We start from the raw sequence: 2,851 nt of genomic DNA, 5'->3' as shown, positions 1-2,851 counted from the left end.
GAAGAAAATGCCCCTGCGGTACCAGCAGATTCAGTGCCGGAATAACAAAACCAGCCACCAGCAATAAGCTCAGCAGCAACTGCCCACCGCGATCGTCCTTTAAAATTGTTTTAAGCATGTCTTATCCCTCCACTGCACGGCCACGCTGAGGGAACAGGCCCCGCGGTCGTTTCTGGATAAACAGAATGATAAAGACCAGTACCAGTATTTTTGCCAGCACCGCTCCGGCCCATGGCTCCAGCACCTTGTTGAAAATGCCAAGGCTTACCCCTGCAACCAGAGTACCCCATAAGTTGCCGACACCACCGAATACCACCACCATGAAGGAATCGATAATGTAGCTCTGGCCCATATTGGGTCCGACATTGGTCAGTTGGGACAGCGCCACGCCAGCCACACCGGCAACACCCGAGCCCAGGCCGAACGTCATGGCATCAACCCATTCGGAACGCACCCCCATCGCCCGCGCCATTGCCCGGTTTTGCGAAACAGCACGCACCTGAAGGCCGAGCGGCGTCTTCTTGAGAACAAACACCAGGGCTGCGAACACCAATAAACAAAAAATGATGATATAAAGGCGGTTATAGGTAAGTGAGAGCATCGGATTGATTTCAAGCATCCCACTCATCCAATCCGGCGTAGCCACTGACCGGTTTAGAGGAGAGAAGATACTGCGAACAGCCTGCTGCAAAATAAGACTGATACCGAATGTAGCCAGCAAGGTTTCCAACGGCCTGCCGTACAAAAAGCGGATGACGCCACGCTCAATGGCAATACCTACCAGGCCGGAAACGACAAATGCCGCGGGGATCGACAAAATCAGCGACAGTCCAATATTATTTGGCATAAGTTGCTGCATCACATAGGTGGTATAAGCCCCCAGCATAATCAGCTCGCCATGGGCCATGTTGATCACCCCCATCACACCAAAGGTAATTGCCAGCCCGATCCCGGCCAATACCAATACAGAACCCAGGCTCAAGCCAAAGTAGAGTGTCTCAGCAGTGCTATAAATCCGCTGACTCTGATGATAGTCATCTAGTGCACGCTCAATCCCGGCGATGAATTTGGCATTACCCTTGTCTTTTGCCAGTTCTAGATCAAGCGCATGACTCAGTGCCTGAAAAGCCACCGGCTCCAGAGAGTTGCTCAGAAGATCCAGCGCTGACTCGCGTACCTCGGGATCTGAGGCGTTGATATCGGCAACAGCCAGCACCAAAGCAAGCTCTTCTTTCACCCTTGGTGATGATTCACTCTGGTAGGCACTTCTTACAAGGCGCTGAACATTCTCGGCTGTATTACCCTGCAAGCTTTTTGCGGCCTGTAACCTGAGTACCTCGCTATCAGCACTTAGATCCAGCTGGGCAATCCCCAAGCGGATCGCCTTTCGCAGCCGGTTATTCAACGCAACTTTCTTATAGTCGCGCTTATTGCTGATCATCTGATCGGCAGCCCCGTCGCCTTCTACTCCATCAGCGATAGGTGCCGCTTTCTTACCTACGGCCAGTTCGGGGATCAAAAATAGCTGCTTGTTCTTTTTCAGATAGAAGACCTGGCCATCAAGCAAGCCGGCTAATATCAACTTGGCCGCGGGATGGCGAGTTTCAGCCAGCCATTCGATAGCTTGTTGCTTCGTGGCAAAGTTACGTTGTGATAACTGAGCCTCGACATCAGAAAATGACGCTACATGGCTACTGCCTGCAGCAATTGAAATAGCGGAGAAAGTCATTAAAACGAAGCCCAGCAACGTCGCGGGCACAAATCGGTATAGGAACGTTGCCTTTATCGGCAACGGCCATCTATTTATTGTCATAATGGTACTCATCCAGAAACCCGTTAAACACGCCTCTGCACTCGCCTAGCCACAAGTGCAGAGCCCGGAATGAACTAATGTGTCAAACCGGTTATTACTTAGCGCCGGCGCACTTACCGGTAACGACGTTGAAGCTGCCGCACTCAAGTGGCTTGAGCCAGCTGGCATAGAGGTCTTGGGAGCCAGGGAGGAAGTTGGACCAGGCATCACCGGCCACCAAACCCGTGGTTTCCCAGACCACTTCGAACTGACCGTCGTCCTGGATCTCGCCCAACAGAACTGGTTTTGTAATATGGTGGTTTGGCATCATTGTCGCGTAGCCGCCTGACAGGTTCGGTACTGTCACACCGATAATGGCTTCCTGGATAGCTTCTGAGTCCGTCGTTCCTGCTTTTTCAGCCGCTTCAACCCACATATTGAAACCGATATAGCTGGCTTCCATCGGATCGTTCGATACACGTTTGTCGTCTTTGATGAATTTCTGCCACTTTTCGACGAACTCAGCATTTTCATCGGTATCAACACTCATGAAATAGTTCCAAGCCGCCAGGTGACCGACCAAAGGAGAGGTATCCATTCCCGATAGCTCTTCCTCACCGACAGAAAAGGCAACCACAGGAATGTCTTCGGCTGACACGCCTTGCGAGCCTAGTTCTTTATAAAATGGGACATTGGCGTCACCGTTAATTGTGGATACCACGGCTGTTTTCTTGCCTTGTGAGCCAAACTTCTTGATATCGGAAACAATGGACTGCCAGTCAGAGTGGCCAAAAGGGGTGTAGTTGATCATGATGTCGCTCTTGGCAACACCTTTCGATTCCAGATAGGCTTCAAGGATTTTATTGGTAGTTCGCGGGTAAACATAATCGGTTCCGGCCAGTACCCAGCGTTCGACCTCCAACTCATTCATCAGGTAGTCAACAGCTGGGATAGCCTGCTGGTTAGGTGCCGCACCGGTATAGAAGACATTTTTCGAGGACTCTTCACCTTCATACTGCACAGGATAAAACAGCAGGCTGTTGAGCTCTTCGAATACCG

At 51.2% G+C, this 2,851-nt stretch carries 2 protein-coding genes; both read right to left on the bottom strand.

What is annotated here, in order from left to right:
- Positions 1 to 121 precede the first annotated feature (121 nt).
- Positions 122 to 1,729, bottom strand: coding sequence for an urea ABC transporter permease subunit UrtB (gene urtB / locus MHN01_RS23195; RefSeq protein WP_370646551.1), 1,608 nt, complete (start codon positions 1,727 to 1,729; stop codon positions 122 to 124).
- Between the two features lie 178 nt (positions 1,730 to 1,907).
- Positions 1,908 to 2,851 (bottom strand): transporter substrate-binding protein (locus MHN01_RS23190; RefSeq protein ID WP_239413716.1); only part of this gene is annotated, 944 nt, incomplete at its 5' end.

The sequence above is a fragment of the Photobacterium sp. OFAV2-7 genome, from assembly GCF_022347985.1.
Lineage (GTDB): Bacteria > Pseudomonadota > Gammaproteobacteria > Enterobacterales > Vibrionaceae > Photobacterium.
Note: the sequence above shows the minus strand (reverse complement) of the source record. Positions and strands in the feature narration are given on the sequence as shown.